Genomic DNA, 18,057 nt, shown 5'->3' with positions numbered 1-18,057 from the left:
AGTCTTGCCGGGAATCTCGGAGAGGCGGACCTTTGCTGCGCAGTTTTCAAGTGACCAATCACGGATCGCTGGCCGAGGCGCAGCAGTTGCGTCTCAGCAAGGGCACGGGCAGTCCGCTGGCCGTGCCGGTGACGGCGGTGCACGGGGTGGCGGCGGCGGGCAAGACCGGGCTGGTGGACGCGCTGGCGCACATGCGCGACGCGGTGCTGCACTCGGTGAGCGGGTGGGACCCGTACGCGGGGCCGGTGCGGCGGCCGCATCTCGGATTCGCCGACCGGCCTTCGGAATTCGTGGCGGGGTTCGTCGCCGAGGGGGTGCCCTACACCTACGGGTTCCGGCTCGACAGCGCCGATGTGATCGCCGAATGGCTGTACACGCATCCACGTTCGCGCAAGCGGATCGTGTTCGAGCGCAGCGGCGACGAGGTGAAGATCGGGCCGATGTTCGAGCCGGCCCGCTACGGTGTCGCGGCGCTGGTACCGCTGGTGCGGCCCAACGCGCTGCTGCTGAGCCTGGCCGGGCAGCTCTACGCCGAGGCGCTGGTGCCCGCCTACCGCTGGTTCGCCACGAACCTGCGGGTGCAGCAGGGCGAGATCGCCACCGAGGCGCTCGCCCACGACCTGGGCAGCCACATCTCCCGTTCGCCCGACAACGCCGCCCGGCTGCTCATGCTGCTGCGCAGTGCCGACCTGGGCATCGAGGACCTGCTCGTCGCCGAACACGACCCCATGTACGCCGACTATCTGCGTGACCTCGACGCCGAGATCGGCGCGCTGGCAGCACAATTCGACCAGGGCGGCGCCGACCCGATCCTGGTCGAACGCGAACTGAGCACCCTGCGCGCGGCCCGCGACGCGCTCTACCGCCGCATGGTCGACCGGCGCGGCGCCGGGCTGAGCCTGGTGCACGAGGGCATCGACGTGCCCTTCGAACTGTCCGACGAGTCCACCGCCACCCGGGCGCTGCTGCGGGTGCTGCCCGCGATGCTCGAAGCCCTCGACACCGGTCAGGTGCTCGCCGTCGACGACCTGGGCGCCGGGCTGCCGGTGGAGGAGACCGACCGGCTGGTGCAGCTGTTCCAGAACCCGGAGACCAACGCGCGCGGCGCGCAACTGCTCTACACCACCGCCGACCGGGCCCTGATCGACCGGGGCAACGGGCGCTCGCAGCGCACCAGGACCGCGGTGTGGCAGCTGCGCCGTGACGCCGGGGTCAGCGAACTGACCCCGCTCTGAGCGCGCCTAGCATGGGGACATGCTCGAAGTGGTGATGGCGGCGGCCATGGTGACGATGCTGGCCGTGACGATCGGCGCCGTGCTCGCCGCCCGCGCGGGCAAGGGTGGTGGCGCGCAGCTCGAGCACGGCTCGCTCTACGTCACCGGAGTGAGCTCGCTGCGCGCCATGACCGGCGAGCACTACGTCACCATCACCGGCACGATCACCGGGCCCTCGGTCACCGGGGCCGTGGTCTACCGGCGCTTCGCCTGGGACGCGGCGCACTGGCCCGCCATCGGTGACCAGCTCGTCGTCGCCTACCCGCCGCGCAACCCGGACAAGTGGATCGCGGATCACCCGGGTCTGCGGCCCTATCTGGGGTCGTGACACCGCCCTCACCGCGGTCCTGATTTCCGGGTGAGGGCGAGCTCACAGGGGCCGGGGTGGGATCATGCGATGATGCACGGTTCGTCAGCCCCCACCCCCGGCTCCGGCCTGGAGATCCGCACCGCACACCCCAGCGAATACGACGCGATCTCCGCCCTCACCGTCGATGTCTACGTCGGCGACGGTTATGTCTCCCCCGAGGACGGCTACGTCACCGAGCTCGGTGACGTCACCCATCGCGCCGACGCGGCGCAGGTCCTGGTCGCCGTCCACGACGAGCAGGTCGCCGGCTCGCTCACCATCGCCGAGCCCGGCACCCCGTACGCCGAGATCGCGCTACCGGGTGAACTCGAATTCCGCATGCTCGCCGTCGCCAAGCGGGCCCGCGGCCTCGGCGCGGGGACCGCGCTGGTGCGCGCGGTGATCGAGCGGGCGCGGGCGGGCGGGTACACCGCCGTCGCGCTGACCACCATGGCGACCATGGTCGACGCGCACCGCATCTACGAGCGGCTGGGCTTCGTCGCTGTGCCGGAACGCAATTGGTCCACCCCGGACGGGCTGCGGCTGCACGTGATGCGCCTGGCGCTGAACTAGCGGCGTCAGTTCAGGACGGTGGCGACGATGCCGGCCAGGTAGCCAAGCCGCGCCACCTCCGACGGACGGAAATCGGGACCGCCGGGGCGGCCGAGCAGCAGCGCCTTGCCGGTGTTGCCCAGCGGGGCCGCGGCCAGTTTCGTGTCCATGTCGCGCCAGATCTGCGGCACCCACTCGGCGTCACCGTCGAGCCACATGGGCTTCTCCAGTGGCATCCACGGCGCCGAACCCGCCTGTGTCTCCGGCGCGCTCGGGCTGCCGACGACGCGGTAGGCCCCCGCCGGGCCGAGACCGATGATGGTGGACCAGCCCACCCGCAGCACCCGCGGGCAGCCGTCGACCAGCACCTGGAAGCGATCGTCGCGGGCACTGGCGACCTGGTCGATCAGCTCGAGCTCACGGTGGGTGTCGAGGACGCCGGAATAGGGGCGGATGGAGTCGACGCTCACATCGTGCACCGATTCGGCCGCGGTGATCAGGGTGTCGGGCAGCGCGCCGGTGGGAACCTCGACCACCAGATCGTCGACCGCGAAACCGGCGCCGCGCTCCACCACGTCCAGGGAGAGGATGTCGGCGCCGACGCCACCGAGCGCGAGCGCGAGGGAACCGAGGCTTCCCGGTCGATCCGGAAGTTGCACGCGGAGCAGGTATGACACGTGCGTTCCTTTCCTTGACGGCCGAGGTGGTTCGAGACGAATACCCGGTGACGCAATACTTACACCCCGGTACGCCGGTTCTCGACTCGAAGTATGACCCCATCCGCGCGACAAGTGCGAACTTTCGTGCGCGGTGGGTGCGTCCGACCGGTCCGACCGTCCTCGATACGCTGTACCCACTACTGCCCTCCAAGCCGAAAGGGGTCCCGCGGTGCCCGCAATCTCCCGTGACGAGGTCGCTCACCTCGCCCGGCTGTCCCGGCTGGCGTTGACCGACGCCGAACTCGACCAGTTCGCCGGTCAGCTGGATTCGATCCTCAGCCACGTGCGGACCATCTCCGAGGTCGCCGCCGACGTCCCCGCCACCGCGTCGCCGAACCCGACGACCAATGTGACCAGGCCCGATGTGGTCGTGCCCGGTCTGACCCCCGAGCAGGCGCTGGACCAGGCGCCCGCCGTCGAGGAACAGCGTTTCCTGGTCCCGCAGATCCTGGGAGAGGGCGAATGAGCGAGCTGACCACGCTGTCGGCGGCCGAGCTGGCGGCGAAGATCCACGCGGGCGAGGTGTCCTCGACCGAGGTCACCCAGGCGCACCTGGATCGCATCGCCGCGGTCGACGGCGAGCTCAACGCGTTCCTGCACGTCGCCGGTGACGAGGCGCTGGCCGCGGCCGCCGTGGTCGACGCCGCGCACGCCGCCGGTGAGACCCCGGCCTCGCCGCTGGCGGGAGTTCCGTTGGCGCTCAAGGACGTTTTCACCACCACCGACATGCCCACCACCTGCGCCTCGAAGATTCTCGAGGGCTGGATGTCGCCCTACGACGCGACGGTCACCTCGCGGCTGCGCGCCGCGGGCATCCCGATCCTGGGCAAGACCAACATGGACGAGTTCGCCATGGGCTCCTCCACCGAGAACTCCGCCTACGGCCCGACCCGCAACCCGTGGGACACCACCCGCATCCCGGGTGGCTCCGGCGGTGGTTCGGCCGCCGCGCTGGCCTCGTTCCAGGCGCCGCTGGCCATCGGCACCGACACCGGCGGCTCGATTCGTCAGCCGGCCGCGGTCACCGCGACGGTCGGCGTGAAGCCCACCTACGGCACCGTCTCGCGCTACGGCCTGGTGGCCTGCGCGTCCTCGCTGGACCAGGGCGGCCCGTGTGGTCGCACGGTGCTCGACACCGCGCTGCTGCACGAGGTGATCGCCGGGCACGACCCGCGCGACTCCACCTCGCGCAAGGTGCCGGTCGCGCCGGTCGTCGAGGCCGCCCGTCAGGGTGCCACCGGTGATCTGAGCGGTGTGCGCGTGGGCGTGGTGCGCGAATTGCATTCCGACAGTTACCAGCCCGGCGTGCTGGCCTCCTTCGACGCCGCGGTCGCGGTGCTGAAGGAACTGGGTGCCGAGGTGATCGAGGTGTCGTGCCCGAACTTCGAGTACGCGCTGTCCTCCTACTACCTGGTGATGCCCTCGGAGGTGTCGTCGAACCTGGCGCGCTTCGACGCCATGCGCTACGGCCTGCGCGCCGGTGACGACGGCAGCCACAGCGCCGATCAGGTGATGTCGCTGACCCGCGAGGCCGGTTTCGGCCCGGAGGTCAAGCGCCGCATCATCATCGGCACCTACGCGCTGTCGGCGGGTTACTACGACGCCTACTACGGTCAGGCGCTCAAGGTGCGCACCATGATCGCGCAGGACTTCGACGCCGCCTACGAGCAGGTCGACGTGCTGGTCTCGCCGACCAGCCCGTTCACCCCGTGGAAGCTGGGCGAGAAGGTGAACGATCCGCTGGCCATGTACCTGTCGGACCTGTGCACGCTGCCCACCAACCTGGCCGGGCACTGCGGCATGTCGGTGCCCTCGGGGCTGTCGGCCGACGACAACCTGCCGGTGGGTCTGCAGATCATGGCGCCCGCGCTGGCCGACGACCGCCTGTACCGGGTGGGCGCGGCCTACGAGGCGGCGCGTGGCGCGCTGCCGGTGCCCGCGGGCATCTGAGCGAAGGACCGAGGCGGGGTGCGCCGGGCCGAAAGGGCCTGGCGCACCCCGTTTCTCAGTCGACCAGGCTGGTGGCGCGGGCGCCGACGCCCGCGGTCATGGCGGTGAAGCCCGCGCGCAGGTGCTTGCCGAGGGCCAGCTCGACGACCGGGCTGAGCCAGCCCGCGAGGCTGAAGCGGGATTCGTAGCGGCAGCGGTCCGGGCCCAGCGGCACCACGGTGTGCGAGCGCAGGCTGTGCAGCGCGCCCAGCGGCACCGGCTTCATGGCGTAGCTGAACTCGCTGCCGGGGGTGTGGGTGCGGATCCACTCGCGCTGCGGACGGCGATTGCCGCCGAGCTGCACCCGCATGTCGATCGGCGTGCCGGGCTCCAGCGTGCTGGCCGCCTCGAAGCAGAAGGTGTTCCATTCGCCGTAGCGATCGAAGTCGGTGAGCACCTCCCACACCTTCGCGGCGGGTACGTCGATCTCGATCGTTTCGTCGATCACCAAGGCCATGCCTGCAAGTTAGGACATGTTCTAGTTTTCGGCAACCGGCGGTCAGGCCGGCCTGCGGCGGCGCTTGCGCAACGCGTCGATGATCACGGCGCTGGCCGCGGTCGCCGCGAACAGGCCCAGCACCGTCCTGGCCAGCGGCCACAGGTTGGGGCGGTCGGCCGGGTCGGTCTCGGCGAAGACGTTCTCCACCACCGGCGCGCGGTACTCCTGCCTGCGCGAGTTCACGTCCACGGCGGTGAAGGCGATATCGGCCATCACCCCGCAGCGGGCCCGGGAGAACTCGTCGTCACGCAGTTCGCAGGAGGAGTGGATGCGCCGGTTCAGCGCCGCGTCCACCGCCCGGCGGGCCCACGGGCCCAGCGGCTCGTCGACCCGCTCGGCGTAGCGCAGCATGTCGTAGCCCAGGTCGTGGGCCTTGCAGGCGGGCTGGAACTCCGCGGGCAGGGTCACCGGCGAGGAGCAGTCGCCGTTCGGGTTCACAAGCAGGCCGTTCTGCACGGCCGGGTCGTAGCCGAACTTGAAGCCGAAATCGCGCGGGATCAGCGCCGGAGCGTCCGGATCGTCGTCGGTCAGGGCCCGCACCACCGCGGCCGCGGCGGCGTTCTCGGGCAGGTCCGGGGTGGTGCCCATGGCACCGGGGGACGACATCACGACCGCGGCGGCCATCGCCACACCCGCGGTGCACAGCGCGACCCCGCTACGACGGCGGTGCTGGGCGGCCGGGGCCGGGGCGGGAACGGAGGCGGTGGAATCGGCGGTACGGGCACGGCGAGCGGCGGGCACCAGGCGAAGCGGGGTGTACATGGCCTCCGACGGTAAGGAGCGGGGTGCGCGGCGGGCATCCCGCTACGGACCGGTTCACGAGGGGCGCGGGCGGGTGACCCGGCGCCGGGGTCACACCAGGGTAGGGGGTCGGAATTCGCTCGTGGGTATGAGGTCCGCTGACCGGACGGTTCGTAGGCTCGCAGTCATGTCCGGACATCTGCGCCCCGCCGCGCGCCGCGTTCCCGCGCGCACCTGGTTCGACCTGGCCACGGTGCTGGTCGCGCTGATCCTCTACAGCATCGCCTGGCCGACGCTGTTCGTCACCCACGAGGTGTCGCCGGTGCTCGCGCCGCTGGTCTCGGCGCTGGCGGTGTTCCCGATCCTGCTGGTGCGGGTCAACCCGGCCCTGGGGTGGGCGATCTCCGCCGGTTCGGCGCTGCTGATCTCGCTGGGGGTCGCACCGAGCGCGGGCAACGATCTGCCGTTCGAGGTGGTGCACGTCATCGTGCTGTTCGTGCTGCTGTTCGCGGTGGCGTTGCGCTCGCCGGTGCCGATCATCGTGGTGGCCTGGCTCGCGCAGTCCATGCTGTTCGCCACCACCATGCCCGGCGCCGACACCGGGCCGGTGTGGGGCTGGGTGATCGGTTTCGGCGCGCTGGCGCTGTTCGGCTATCTGGTACGCACCGTGCTGGCCTCGCGGCGCAGGCTCGAACAGCAGGAGGAGGTCACCGAGCTGGAACGGGCGCGCCGGGCCATTCTCGAGGAGAAGGCGCGCATCGCCCGCGACCTGCACGACGTGGTGGCCCATCACATGTCCATGGTGGTGGTGCAGGCGCAGACCGCGCCGTACCGGATCGCCGATCTGGAACCGGCCGCGCGCGCGGAGTTCGAGTCCATCGGGGCGACCGCGCGCACCGCGCTCAACGAGATCCGCGGCCTGCTCGGCGTGCTGCGCAGCGACGGGCAGCTGCCCGAGCACGCGCCGCAGCCGCGCGCCGCCGACATCCCCGCGCTGTGCGCCTCGGCGCAGCGGGCCGGGCTGCCGGTGGAATGGACCGTCACCGGGGAGCTCGACGCGGTGCCGGAGTCCACCGGGCTGGTCGTCTACCGGGTGGTGCAGGAGTCGATGGCCAATGCCGCCCGGCACGCGCCGGGTGCGCCGGTGCACGTCGCGATCGCCGTGGGTCCGGCGCTGGTCACCGTGGGTGTGCGCAACGGCGCCGCCGACACCGTGCCGCGCCCGGGGCCCGGCGGGGGGCACGGGATCGAGGGCATGCGCACCCGGGTCGGCGCGGTCGGTGGTGAGCTCACCGCCGGCGGGCTGCCCGACGGCGGATTCGAGGTGTCGGCGCGGCTGCCGATCCCGCGGGGGTAGCGGCGAAGTCCCGGGGACGCCCGCCAGGCGCGCGCATTAGGGTGGTCGGGTGGCAATAACCGTTTTGATCGCCGACGACCAGGCGATGGTGCGGCAGGGCTTCGGCGCGCTGCTGAGCGCCCAGCCCGATATCAGCGTCGTCGGAGACGCGCCCGACGGGAAGGTCGCCGTCGCCGAGGCCAAGCGGCTGCGCCCCGATGTGGTCCTGATGGACGTGCGCATGCCGCAGATGAACGGACTCGACGCCGCCCGCGCCATTCTCGCCGCCGGATTCGAGCCGCCGGTGCGGGTGCTCATGCTCACCACCTTCGACATCGACGACTACGTCTACGAGGCACTGAGCCTGGGCGCGAGCGGTTTCCTGCTCAAGGACGCCCCCGCCGAGGAACTCGTGCGCGCGGTGCGGGTGGTCGCCGACGGGGAGGCGCTGCTGGCCCCGACCATCACCCGCAGGCTCATCGCCGATGTCACGCGCAGGCGCAACACCGTGCGCACCCCCGCCGCGCCCGCGCTGGGCGCGCTCACCCCGCGCGAACGCGAGGTGCTGGAACTGGTGGCCAAGGGGCTGTCGAACACCGAGATCGCGGCCGCGCTGTTCGTCGCCGAACAGACCGTGAAAACCCATGTCTCCAAGGTCTTCTCGAAGCTCGATCTGCGCGACCGCGCCCAGGCCGTGGTGCTGGCGTATGAATCCGGCCTGGTCGTCCCCGGCTGAGCGGGCCCGCTCAGCCCGGGCAGACACCGCCGGTCAGGTTCGGCAGGTGCCGCGACAGCAGCAGCGCCAGGCTGTCGAGCAGGGCGGTGGTGTCCTCGAAGGTGCCCGAATCCGCCTGGGCCGCAATGGCGACCGCGAGCCTGCCGCTGCCGACGGGCACCAGGCCGAACTGGCGCACCGTGTAGACGCCGGTGTCGTCGTCGGGGCCCCAGCCGCCCTTGAACTCGGTGTCGTCGAGCAGGCCCAGACCCCACGCCTGATCGGGGGTGATCTCGCCCATCAGCGCGGTGACGATCTCGGTGTGCGGCAGGCACGGCAGCCGCGAGGCGAAACGCACCTGATTGGCCAGCGACCACTCGGTGCCGCCGAACGCGGTCTCGTCGATATCGGTGTGCACCACCTTGCCCGACGGGAGCTGTCCGCCCTCGTCGAGGATCTGCTCGACGGCCGCGCGCGCCTCCGGGGCGTCACCGAGGGATTCCCACAGGCCCTCGGCGGCGTCGTTGTCCGACACCGTGATCGCGGCGCGCACCATCTCGAAGATCGACTGGTTCTGGTCGTGGCGCAGCGCGGCGATGGCCAGCGGGACCTTGATGGTGGACCAGGCGATGCCGGTGGTCCAGTCGCCGAAGATCGTCATCCGGCCACCGCCCACGGGCATCAGGGCCATCCCCACCTGCCCGGGCAGCTGCGCCTGCAACTGGGTGAACTCCGCGGCCAGCGAATCGGGCAGCACGATCGACAGACCGGGGTCCCAGGCGTCACCGCTGTCGACGGTGACCGTCGGCGCGCTCATCGGCGTCGCCGTGCCGGGGACAGAACACGAGACGGACAGCGCGGCCGCAGCCACCACCGCCGTGGACAGCGCCAGCCTGCGACAGGCAGCCGCCGTTGCGGTCGACCTCACCACCGAATCCTCCCCACCACCCACTGCGCGTCGGCGCCCTGCTCCGGCGGTGCAAACTACTCGTCGAGCGCGCCCGGACGATACCGGACGCATGTCAGCCAGTTTCGCCGATTTACGGCGAGAATTCGAATGACCGTGGTCACGCCGCCGCGCGGGTGCCATGCTGGTCCGCCACGGAGGCCGGAAGGGGGTCGCAGTGCACGACATCGGTGAGGTGTTCGCCGGGTTCACCATCGAGCGCATGCTCGGCCAGGGGGGCATGGGAACGGTGTATCTGGCGCGGCATCCGCGCCTGGACCGGTTGACCGCGCTCAAGCTGCTCAACCGGGATCTGTTCGCCGACGAACGGATTCGCGCCCGCTTCGAGCGGGAGGCCGATCTGGCGGCCGGGCTGGACCATCCCGGGATCGTCACGGTGTTCGACCGGGGGACCGAGGGCGAGCAGCTGTGGATCAGCATGCAGTACGTCGACGGGGTGGACGCCGCCACCGTCGACCCGATGACGCTGCCGCCCGAACGGGCCGTGCAGATCATCGAGGGCGTGGCCGACGCGCTGGACTACGCGCACGGGCGGGGCGTACTGCACCGCGACGTGAAACCGGCCAACATCCTGCTGGCCCGCTCCAGCGGCGGCCAGGGGGAGCGGGTGTTCCTCACCGACTTCGGGATCGCGCGGCTGCGCGCCGATTCCACCCACCTCACCCAGCAGGGCATGTTCACCGCCACCCTGGCCTACGCCTCGCCCGAACAGATGACCGGCGCCGAACTCGACCACCGCTCCGACCAGTACTCCCTGGCGTGCAGCCTGTACTGGATGTTCACCGGCATCGCGCCCTTCGACTCACCCGACCCCAACGAGATCATCCGCGGCACCCTCTACCTCCCGCCACCCCCACTCGCCCTGCGCCGCACCGGCCTGCCCCCCGCCCTGGACGCGGTCCTGGCCGCCGCCATGGCCAAACACCCCGCCGCCCGCTTCGACTCCTGCACCGCCTTCGCCACCGCCTGCCGCCAGGCCCTCACCAACACCCCACCGTCCCTCCCACGCCCCGCGGGCCCACCCGCCGGCTACTACCCCCCGGCGGCGCCGTATCCGCCCCAGGGCCAACCGGTCCCACCACCGGGCCAGCCACCGGTCGTGCCGGTCCAGGCGCCGGGCCAAGTCCCGCTCCTTGGTCAGCCGCCGGTCGCGCCGGGCCAAGTCTTGCCCTCGGGTCAGCCGCCGGTCGTGCCGGGCCAAGTCCTGCCCTCGGGTCAGCCGCCCGTCGTGCCGGGCCAAGTCTTGCCCTCGGGTCGGCCGCCCGTCGCGCCCCAGACTCACGTCCCGCCCTCGGGTCAGCCACCCTTCGCGCCGCAGGGGCAGGTTTCGCCCCCGGTTCAGCCGTCGGTGGCGCCTCACGGCCAGGCGCCCATCCCGGCCCAAGGCCAAGTTCCTCCACAGGGGCAAGTCCCGCCCGCCCCCGCCTCCGCGCAGGGTCAGCCGCCGGGCGCGTCGCTGGGCCAGGGCCCGGCTCGGGGTCAGGCCCTGCCTCAGGCCCAGCCTGCCTCGGCCCAGGGGCAGCCGCCGGGCGTGTCGCAGGGTCAGCCGTCCGTTGCGTCGCAGGGCCAGCCCGCGGGTGCGCCTCACGGCCAGGACCCGGCGCAAGGCCAGGCCCTGCCTGAGGCCCAGCCTGCCCCGGCCCAGGGGCAGCCGCCGGATGTGTCGCGGGGTCAGCCGCCCGTGGCGCCGCCGGCCCAGGCCCCCGGCACGCCCCGAGGGCAGGTCGCGCCGCACGGGCAGGTCCCGCCTGACCCGGCTCAGGGGCACCAGTCCCGGGGCGCGCTTCAGCCTCGAGGCCAGGTCCCCGGTCACCCGGCGGCTTCGATGCCGGACGCTCCCGAGGGCGCGGCCGGGCAGGGCGCTGAGGACGTATCCGCCACGGCCGCAACCGATGTCGTGGCGATGCCGGATCTGGCCGCGCAGGAGGCCGCGAACGCGAGTGCGCGCACGGAAGTGGCCGCGCTCGCCCCGACGCCTTCTCTCGGCACCCCGGCCGACGAAAACCCTGGAACGGCCGAGGATTCCGACAACACACCGGCCGGACAGGATTCAGACCCCGCGCACCTGGACAGCGCTCCGGGTGGATGCGGTGATCCGGGAACCGGCTCGGGACAGGCTGACTCGCGGGAGCTCGACGGCCGACCGGGGGGCTCACCGGAGCTCTACGGCCGATCAGGGACTCCGCCGAAGCCGAGCGGTGATGCGTCGCAACTGAGTGCCGTAGCGACGAAGTCGGATGGTGATGCGTCGCAATCTGGTGCCGTAGTCCCGAAGTCGGATGGTGATGCGTCGCCGGGCAACGGACCGGGCGCTCCCGGGATGGCCGGTGGGCGGGGGGCTCCGGAGGGGCCGCCGACCGGGGGGATGCCGATGCTGCCGCCCGGGCACGGGCCGTGGGCGGGTCCGCCTCGGCGGCAGGTGAAGCCGGGGTTGTCGGTGGTGCATCGGCTCGGCTGGCTGACCTTGGCGATGCTGGTGCTCGCCCTGCTGGCGCTGGTGATCGCGCTGGTGGTCGTGGTGCTGCCCGACGACGAGGACGACGCGGCGGCGGCGAGTTCGGGGGGTGGTATGCCGTCGAGTTCGGAGCCGAACGACCGGGAGTTCGATGCGGGGGCGCTGGCCGCGAGCAGGCGGACTTTTCCGACGCTGGTGCCGCAAGGCGCCACGACCGAGGGGCCGGGGTATCGGGGTGCGCGCTGTGCGGCGGTGGGTGACGTCAGCGAGCTGGAGTGGAAAGAGCCCGCGCTGCAATGGAATCCGATCGTGGCGGGCTGGCAGTGCGAGCGCACGGACAACACGTCGGGGGCGGTGAGCTACCTGGTGCTCGAGTACGCGAGCCCGGCGCTGGCACGGTCGGTGGTCGGCGCGCTGCCGGGTGCGGCCAGATATGAAGGCGACAAGGACGGTGTGCCGTTCCAGTTGCGCCGCTGGGTGGTCGGCGATCCGGGCAATTCCCGCGTCCAGACCGCGCACCAGGTGCTGAGCTTCCCCGACGACGAGGATCGCGCGAATTACCTGGTGGCGGTGAGCCGCCGGGGCAGCAGCGGCCGCGACGGCGCCCCGCGCCCCACGGCGCAGGACGAGGTGGTCGCGTGGTGGGAGGAAGTCCCGCTGTAGACGAAACGGCGGCACCGCGCGATGCGGGTGCCGCCGTCTCGGCGAGGCTCAGTCGACGGCGAGCGCCGCGATGATCGGCATCCGGGCCGCGCGCACCGCGGGCGGGATCGAGCCGAGCAGCGCCAGCACCAGCGCGACCACACCGTAGACGACCAGGATCGGACTCGCCTGGTAGACGATGTCGATGGTCATCGCGTGCCCGATCGCGACCGTGGCCAGATACTGCACGGCCGCGCCGATCACCAGCCCGATCACCGCGCCGACGATGCCGATCCCGGCGGCCTCGGCCAGCACCGACCGCAGCAGGAACTTGCGGTTGGTACCCATGGCGCGCAGCACCCCGAGTTCACGCCGCCGCTCCAGCACCGACAGCATCAGCGTGTTGAGCAGCGCCACCGTGGCCACCAGCACGACGATCCACAGGATCATGGTGCTCATCGCCGAGCCCTGCTCCACACTCGACGAGATCGCCGCGAGCATGTCGGCACCCCGGTCGACGTGGATCGCCTCGGGCACCGCCGCGCGCACCGCGGCCTGCACGGCCTGCGGGTCGGCGCCGGGCGCGAACTGCACCGACAGGATGGTCTCGCCGGGCCGCTGATACCACTCGCGCATCTGGTCCAGGCTCATCATCACCACGCCCGACACGGCGGTGAAGTACGGAATCACCTGCAGCACAGGCACGGTCCGCTCACCCGAGGGCGTCGGCATGGTGATCTCGTCGCCCGCGGTGAGCTTCATCGACCGGGCCACATCGCGGGTGATCACCACACCCTCGCCGCGCGCCATCTTGGCGATCACGTCGGGAGTCACCGCGCCGAGCCGGGACTCGTCGGCCCTGGGCTGATAGCCCTGCAGCATCACCCGGCCGCTGCCGATCGTCGCGAACGCCATCTGCGCGGGCTGCACCCGCTCGACACCGGGCACCGCCGCCACCTTGGCGGCGAGGTCGGCGGGCAGCACCGGACCGGTCGGGAACTGCTCGGCCGGGCTGGGGCTCACATACAGGTCGGTGTCGTCGAGATTCTCGAACGACTGCGTCGCCGAATCGACCATATTGCTCGACGCGCCACCGAGCGCGACCACCGCGGCCACGCCGATCATCACCGTCATGGCCGTCGCCCAGACCCGGCGCGGTGCCCGCTCCAGGGTGGTCGCGCCCAGAGCACCCGGCGCGCCGAACCAGCGCGCGATGCCCGCGGCGGCGCGCACGATCGGCCCGGTCGCGGCGAAGCACAGCATCACCGTCGCGGTCAGCGACAGCGAGATCGAGGCGAGCGAGATCCGGCCGAGGTCGAGGGCGGCCAGCACGATGGCCAGCGCGCCCAGACCGAGGCCACCCACCAGCGCCGCCCAGCGCAGCAACCGGCTGTCGGCGGCGGAATCGCCCGCCTCCACCGGGGCGAGCGCCTCGACCGGGGCCACCTTGTAGACCTGCCGCGCCGCGATGCCCGCGGCCGCCACCGTCGCCAGCACACAGGCCGCGATGGCCGCGGGGATGGCGTAGTCGGGGACCAGGAACTCGGTGCGCGCCTCCACCGACTGCACGATGGCCGCGGGCAGCCGGTCGATGGAGAACCGGCCCATGAACACGCCGATGGCCGAACCGATGATGCCGCCGATCAGGCCGAGCAGTGCCGCCTCGACCAGCAGATCACGCACCATCGGCGCGCGCTTGCCACCGATCGCGCGCAGCAGCGACAGCGTCGGCCTGCGTTGCGCCACCGCCATACTCATCGCGTTGTAGATCAGGAACGCCGACACGATCAGCGCCGCCGCCGAGGACATCAGCGTGGAATAGCGCATGATCTGGATCGCCCCGCCCGCCTGCGCGGTCCGCAGACTCGGCTCGGCGACCACGGCGCGGCCGTCCACCGCCTCGGTGAGCGCGGTGCGCAGCTTGCCGATATCGGTCCCGGGCTTCGCGATGATCTGCACCGAGTCGAGCTTGTCGACCTTGTCGGTGAGCAACTGGGCCAGCGGCAGCGGCGCGGCGACCACATGACCGCTGTTGAGCCGGTCGACGGTCCCGGCGGGCAGCACCGCGGCCACCGTCGCCGTGCCCCAGCCGATCGGGATGCTGTCGCCCTCCTGATAGCCCATGGCCGCGCCGACCAGCACGCCCTTCGGGGTGCTGATCAGCTTGGAGGTGTATTCGGCCATCGGACCGGCCAGATCGCTGCCGAGCGCGGCGATGGTCTGGTCGGCGCCGATCAGCATGGCCCGGTCGGCGCCGGTGCCGAGGGTGGCGCGCAGCATCGGCACCGCGGTGGCCACGCCGGGGGTGGCGGCGATGGCGGGCAGCATCGACTGCTCGAAGCCGGCGTCGGTGATGCCGGTGACCTCGAGCGCCGCGTCACCGGCCAGGCCGAGGGTGAGCCGGTCGACCGAACCGGTCACCGAACCGGAGATGCTCAGCACCGCCACCAGCAGGGCCGCCGACACCGCCATCACGGCGGTGGACAGCACGGTGCGGCCGGGATGGCGGAACAGTTCACCGATATTGAACAGCCGCAACCGATCCCACGCCGCGGCGATCACGCGTCCACCCGCGGCGTCACCACGTCGTCGGCGCCGATGCGGCCGTCACGCAGGGTGACCACCCGGTCGCAGTAGGCGACCGCGCCCATGTCGTGGGTCACCATCACCACCGAATTGCCTTGCGCGGTGATCTCTCCCAGCAGGGTGAGGATGGCCTCACCGGTCTTGGAATCCAGATTGCCGGTGGGTTCGTCGGCCAGGATCAGCGGCGGGTCCATGATCAGCGCGCGGGCCACCGCCACCCGCTGCATCTGCCCGCCGGAGAGTTCGGCGGGGCGGTGCTGGGCGCGATCACCCAGGCCGACCAGCTCCAGCAGTTCCAGCGCGCGCGGTTTGGCCTTGCGTAATCCGGTGCCGTCCAACAGCTTCGGCACCGCCACGTTCTCCCACGCCGACAGGGTGGGCAGCAGGTTGAAGAACTGGAAGACGAAACCCACCTGCTCCAACCGGAACGCGGCCTGCTTGTCCTCGTCGAGGCCTCCGATCTCGGTGCCGCGGAAGCGGATCGAGCCCGAATCGGGGCGGTCCAGCGCACCGAGCAGATGCAGCAGCGTGGACTTGCCCGATCCGGACGGGCCGATGATCGAGGTGAACTGCCCCGTTTCGATGCGCAGGCTCACCTCGTCCAGAGCGCGCACCTGCTGGTCACCGACGCGATACTGCTTGACCACCTGGCTCAGTTCGAGCATCGGCGGCTGCTGCGGTGATGGCGTGTCCGGCATGTGTTGTCCCCCAGGGGTATTCGATGGGCGAATGTCAGCGCGCGAGCGCCCGGGCACGGGTAGTGTGCCCGATCACCGGGCGCGCGTCGAGAATTGCCCGCAGCGCGGGCTGCTCGGCGGCCAGTTGCAGATAGGCGTCCATCGGTGTGGCGCCGTCGATCTCGGCCAGTTCCAGCTTGACGTGCAGGTGGTTGTCCCAGCGGTTCCGCAGGGCCAGCAACAGGCCCTCGACCCCACCGAAGAGCCGGTCCAGCTCCGGGAGTCCGTCGAACAGGCCGGGATGGTCGGGGTCGTCGGCGGCCCTGGCGAGCACGGTGTGCACGATCTCGGTGCGACGATGCTGATCGGTCCAGGTCATGAGCTTCACCTTCCGTGAGCGATGCCACTCACGCTACGGAGCGCGGCGCGGGCGGGCGTCGTGCCGCGGACCCGACTTCTTCTCCTACCCAGGTAGGAGATCGGCACCGTTCCCGGGACGATGCCGCCCGCGCATCCCGGGAGCTAGCCTTGCTACATGGAGGTGACCCACACCGTCCCCGCGACCACCGTGGGCCCGGCGAGCAGGCGCTCGGCGCTGTCGGCCCGGGTGCGGGGCCCGGTGCTGCGTTTCCGCGACGCCGCGCGCGAGCGGATGGAGGCGCTGCCGTTCGACTATCCGCCCGCGGTGATCGTCGGCGCGGATCTGGCGCTGCTGGTGATCACCGTCGCCGCCGTCGTCCAGCGGCACTCCTACTTCCCCAACCCGCTGCCGCTGATCGCGATGTTCACCGCGTTCCTGCCGCTGCCGCTGTTCGCGATCTTCGGCGTGAAACCGCACCCGGTGCTGCTCAAACTGAGCGGGATGGCCTCGTGCGCGCTGTTCATGATCCAGCCGGTGCCCGCCGATTTCGCGCCGTTCGTGCTGGTCATCGTCGCCGGTGAGGTGGCCGCCATCGCCCCGCGCGGCCTCACCATCGGCTTCAGCCTGCTCGCCATCGCCCAGCTGGTGGCCTTCGACCTGGCCGGATACCTGCAGTGGGGCGCCTCGGGCGAGCGGCTCGACGGGCTGCCGATGTATGTGCTCGGCATCCTGCTCGGCACCTTCGCCGGGGTGATGCTGCAGTACCAGCGCCGCTTCCTCTATCAGGAACGCGAGAACCAGGCCATCCGCGCGGTGCGCGCCGCCGACGAGGAACGCCGCCGCATCGCCCGCGAGGTGCACGACGTGATCGCGCACTCGCTCTCGATCACCCTGCTGCACCTCACCGCCGCCCGCCGCGCGCTGCAGACCGACGACGACGTCACCGAGGCCGTCGACGCGCTGGTCGACGCCGAACGGCTCGGCCGCCAGGCCATGGCCGACATCCGCCGCACCGTCGGCATGCTCGACACCCAGCCGGCCCGGATCGCGCCCGAACCCAGTGCCGCCGACATCGACGAACTCGTCGGTGACTTCCGCCGCGCCGGGCTCACCGTCGACTTCGTTCGCACCGGCGACCTCGCCGCGGTCGAGGGCGCGGTCGGGCACGCGCTCTACCGGATCGGCCAGGAATCGCTGGCCAATGTCGCCAAGCACGCGCCGGGCGCCGCCGCCACCGTGCGCCTCGACGTCGGCGCCGAGGCCGCGGCCATGGTCGTCACCAACGCGCTGCCGGCCGGACCGCCCGCCCGCCGCGACACCGGGATGGGGCTGCGCGGGATGCGCAAACGCACCGAACTGCTCGGCGGCACCCTCAGCGTCGGCCCCGGCGACGACGGCTGGACCGTGCGGGTGGAGTTCCCGCTCAAGGGCGGCGGCTGTCCCGGCTTCTCGACCGTGCTGCCGGGGCTGCTCCGGACGAAACCCCAGGAGGACATGTGACGGCCGCCGCGCCGATCGACAACCCGGTGACGGTGCTCGTCGTCGACGACCAGGAACTCGTGCGCGGTGGGTTACGTCGCATCCTGCGCCGCCGCGACGGTTTCACCGTCACCGAATGCGCCGACGGGGACGAGGTGGCGGCCGCGGTCGCCGCCGAACGGCCCGACGTGGTGCTGATGGATCTGCGGATGAAGCGGGTCGGCGGGATCGATGCGACCAGGTTGCTGCGGGCCCGTCCGGACGCGCCACCGGTCCTCGTGCTCACCACCTTCGACGACGATCAGCTGCTCTCCGGCGCGCTGCGCGCGGGCGCGGCCGGGTTCCTGCTCAAGGACTCACCCGCCGAGGACCTCATCCGCGCGGTGCGCACCGTCGCCGCCGGCGGCGCGTGGCTCGATCCGTCGGTCACCGGGCGGGTGCTCACCGCCTACCGGACCGTGAAACCCAGCGGCACCCGCACCGATCGCCGGCTCGGCGAACTCACCGCCCGCGAGTACGAAGTGCTCGAACTGATCGGCCGGGGCCGGGTCAACAGCGAGATCGCCCGGGAACTCGGCATCTCCGAAGTCACCGTGAAAAGCCACGTGGGACACATATTCGGCAAGCTCGACCTGCGTGATCGCGCCGCCGCGATCGTGTTCGCGTTTGACCACGGCGTGGTGACACCGGGAGAATCGGCCTTCTGACGAGCAGGT

17 protein-coding genes are annotated in these 18,057 nt (G+C 71.6%); 10 read left to right on the top strand and 7 right to left on the bottom strand.

All coding sequences use genetic code 11. The features are described 5' to 3' along the window. Positions 1-32: 32 nt before the first annotated feature. The 3 genes from ACFC06_RS09795 to ACFC06_RS09785 all read left to right on the top strand — a co-directional run bounded on the left by ACFC06_RS09795 (position 33) and on the right by ACFC06_RS09785 (position 2,196). On the top strand, positions 33-1,235 hold the full coding sequence (locus ACFC06_RS09795) for an ATP/GTP-binding protein (RefSeq protein ID WP_375929366.1): 1,203 nt from the start codon (positions 33-35) through the stop codon (positions 1,233-1,235). A 19-nt stretch (positions 1,236-1,254) separates the two neighbouring features. After that, positions 1,255-1,602: a hypothetical protein gene (locus ACFC06_RS09790; RefSeq protein WP_375929365.1), complete on the top strand. Its 348-nt coding sequence runs from the start codon at positions 1,255-1,257 to the stop codon at positions 1,600-1,602. A 72-nt stretch (positions 1,603-1,674) separates the two neighbouring features. Then, complete coding sequence (locus tag ACFC06_RS09785) at positions 1,675-2,196, top strand: GNAT family N-acetyltransferase (RefSeq protein WP_375929364.1); 522 nt, start codon at positions 1,675-1,677, stop codon at positions 2,194-2,196. A 5-nt stretch (positions 2,197-2,201) separates the two neighbouring features. On the opposite strand, the gene ACFC06_RS09780 is transcribed toward ACFC06_RS09785, so the two are convergent. Continuing rightward, positions 2,202-2,852 (bottom strand): amino acid-binding protein, encoded by a 651-nt coding sequence (locus ACFC06_RS09780; RefSeq protein ID WP_375929363.1) that lies wholly within the window; start codon positions 2,850-2,852, stop codon positions 2,202-2,204. A gap of 211 nt (positions 2,853-3,063) precedes the next feature. On the opposite strand from ACFC06_RS09780, the gene gatC reads away from it, so the two are divergent. Beyond that, positions 3,064-3,360, top strand: a complete 297-nt coding sequence (gene gatC / locus ACFC06_RS09775; RefSeq protein ID WP_067493225.1) for an Asp-tRNA(Asn)/Glu-tRNA(Gln) amidotransferase subunit GatC — start codon at positions 3,064-3,066, stop codon at positions 3,358-3,360. Further along, positions 3,357-4,844 (top strand): Asp-tRNA(Asn)/Glu-tRNA(Gln) amidotransferase subunit GatA, encoded by a 1,488-nt coding sequence (gatA, locus tag ACFC06_RS09770; RefSeq protein WP_375929362.1) that lies wholly within the window; start codon positions 3,357-3,359, stop codon positions 4,842-4,844. The genes gatC and gatA overlap by 4 nt, the downstream gene beginning before the upstream one ends. A 55-nt stretch (positions 4,845-4,899) precedes the next feature. Here gatA and ACFC06_RS09765 read toward each other — a convergent pair whose 3' ends face one another. Both ACFC06_RS09765 and ACFC06_RS09760 read right to left on the bottom strand, forming a co-directional pair. Beyond that, positions 4,900-5,340 carry an SRPBCC family protein gene (locus ACFC06_RS09765; RefSeq protein WP_375929361.1) on the bottom strand — a complete coding sequence of 147 codons (441 nt, stop codon included), beginning with the start codon at positions 5,338-5,340 and terminating at the stop codon, positions 4,900-4,902. Positions 5,341-5,382: 42 nt separating this feature from the next. After that, positions 5,383-6,144 (bottom strand): hypothetical protein, encoded by a 762-nt coding sequence (locus ACFC06_RS09760; RefSeq protein ID WP_375929360.1) that lies wholly within the window; start codon positions 6,142-6,144, stop codon positions 5,383-5,385. 166 nt (positions 6,145-6,310) lie between these two features. Here ACFC06_RS09760 and ACFC06_RS09755 point away from each other — a divergent pair, with 166 nt between their 5' ends. Both ACFC06_RS09755 and ACFC06_RS09750 read left to right on the top strand, forming a co-directional pair. Further along, entirely contained in the window at positions 6,311-7,480 is a 1,170-nt protein-coding gene (locus ACFC06_RS09755; protein WP_375929359.1) for a sensor histidine kinase, read from the top strand. 49 nt (positions 7,481-7,529) lie between these two features. Then, the gene (locus tag ACFC06_RS09750; protein WP_375929358.1) at positions 7,530-8,195 is read left to right on the top strand and encodes a response regulator; all 666 of its coding nucleotides are present in this window, start codon (positions 7,530-7,532) and stop codon (positions 8,193-8,195) included. A gap of 10 nt (positions 8,196-8,205) precedes the next feature. On the opposite strand, the gene ACFC06_RS09745 is transcribed toward ACFC06_RS09750, so the two are convergent. Beyond that, positions 8,206-9,102 carry a hypothetical protein gene (locus ACFC06_RS09745; RefSeq protein ID WP_375929357.1) on the bottom strand — a complete coding sequence of 299 codons (897 nt, stop codon included), beginning with the start codon at positions 9,100-9,102 and terminating at the stop codon, positions 8,206-8,208. 196 nt (positions 9,103-9,298) lie between these two features. On the opposite strand from ACFC06_RS09745, the gene ACFC06_RS09740 reads away from it, so the two are divergent. Next, positions 9,299-12,259, top strand: coding sequence for a protein kinase (locus ACFC06_RS09740; protein ID WP_375929356.1), 2,961 nt, complete (start codon positions 9,299-9,301; stop codon positions 12,257-12,259). A gap of 48 nt (positions 12,260-12,307) precedes the next feature. Here ACFC06_RS09740 and ACFC06_RS09735 read toward each other — a convergent pair whose 3' ends face one another. The 3 genes from ACFC06_RS09735 to ACFC06_RS09725 are packed head-to-tail and all read right to left on the bottom strand — an operon-like array spanning position 12,308 to position 15,880. Next, complete coding sequence (locus tag ACFC06_RS09735; RefSeq protein ID WP_375929355.1) at positions 12,308-14,800, bottom strand: FtsX-like permease family protein; 2,493 nt, start codon at positions 14,798-14,800, stop codon at positions 12,308-12,310. Continuing rightward, the gene (locus ACFC06_RS09730; RefSeq protein WP_375929354.1) at positions 14,797-15,522 is read right to left on the bottom strand and encodes an ABC transporter ATP-binding protein; all 726 of its coding nucleotides are present in this window, start codon (positions 15,520-15,522) and stop codon (positions 14,797-14,799) included. The genes ACFC06_RS09735 and ACFC06_RS09730 overlap by 4 nt, the downstream gene beginning before the upstream one ends. 34 nt (positions 15,523-15,556) lie before the next feature. Then, positions 15,557-15,880, bottom strand: a complete 324-nt coding sequence (locus ACFC06_RS09725) for a hypothetical protein (protein ID WP_375929353.1) — start codon at positions 15,878-15,880, stop codon at positions 15,557-15,559. A gap of 156 nt (positions 15,881-16,036) precedes the next feature. Here ACFC06_RS09725 and ACFC06_RS09720 point away from each other — a divergent pair, with 156 nt between their 5' ends. Together ACFC06_RS09720 and ACFC06_RS09715 are read left to right on the top strand one after the other, a co-directional pair. Then, on the top strand, positions 16,037-17,362 hold the full coding sequence (locus ACFC06_RS09720; protein WP_375929352.1) for a sensor histidine kinase: 1,326 nt from the start codon (positions 16,037-16,039) through the stop codon (positions 17,360-17,362). After that, on the top strand, positions 17,359-18,048 hold the full coding sequence (locus ACFC06_RS09715) for a response regulator (protein ID WP_375929351.1): 690 nt from the start codon (positions 17,359-17,361) through the stop codon (positions 18,046-18,048). Before ACFC06_RS09720 ends, ACFC06_RS09715 begins: the two co-directional genes overlap by 4 nt. The last annotated feature ends 9 nt before the right edge of the window (positions 18,049-18,057 follow it).

The organism is Nocardia sp. NPDC056064 (assembly GCF_042266925.1).
Classification (GTDB): Bacteria; Actinomycetota; Actinomycetes; order Mycobacteriales; family Mycobacteriaceae; genus Nocardia.
Note: the sequence above shows the minus strand (reverse complement) of the source record. Positions and strands in the feature narration are given on the sequence as shown.